The organism is Micrococcus sp. ACRRV (assembly GCF_022346985.1).
Classification (GTDB): Bacteria; Actinomycetota; Actinomycetes; order Actinomycetales; family Micrococcaceae; genus Micrococcus; species Micrococcus porci.
Window position 1 is genome coordinate 1 of the sequence record NZ_JAKRNH010000229.1, and the last position, 578, is coordinate 578.

General features: G+C 67.1%; 1 protein-coding gene. It reads right to left on the reverse strand.

The genetic code is table 11. The features are described 5' to 3' along the window. Positions 1–90: 90 nt before the first annotated feature. Positions 91–578, reverse strand: a 488-nt coding sequence (locus MHY29_RS12245; protein WP_239241600.1) for a cadmium resistance transporter, incomplete at its 5' end; no start/stop codon positions are given.

Genomic DNA, 578 nt, shown 5'->3' on the forward strand with positions numbered 1-578 from the left:
CGATCACGCAGGACTGGCTGCAGGTAGGTGTCGCGGTCTGAACCGAGAGGGGTGCGCCCGGTCGGGGCCGTTTGGATCGCTGCCGCTACGTCAGAGTCCGAAGGCTCCGCCGCTGACGAGGATCACGATGCCGAGGCCGATGAGAACGATGGGGAAGAGGACGTGCTCCCAGCGTTCGAGCACTTCGGCGATCGGGGGGCGGGTGGCGACGAACTTTGCCAGGGCCACCAGGACCGCGACGAGCGCGAGGAAGACGATGCAGTAGGCGACTACGGCGAGAGGTTTCACGCTGAGGAAGACAGGGGTGTAGACGCCGATGTTGTCGCCGCCGTTGGCAAGGGTGACGCCTGCGACTGTCCACACGCCGACCTTCTTGCCGGCAACCTTGGCCTCGTCGTCATCGTCGTCATCGTCTCCGCGCCAGGCCTGCCATGCGGCCCAGAGGCCGAGGCCCAGCGGGATGAGACCGAAGTACGGGATGGCTGCCGAGGGCAGGAATGCTCCGGCGCCGATGGTCACCAGGACCGCGGCACCGAGGATGCCGGCGAATCCGAGGTACTGGCCGGCCAGAATGCGGG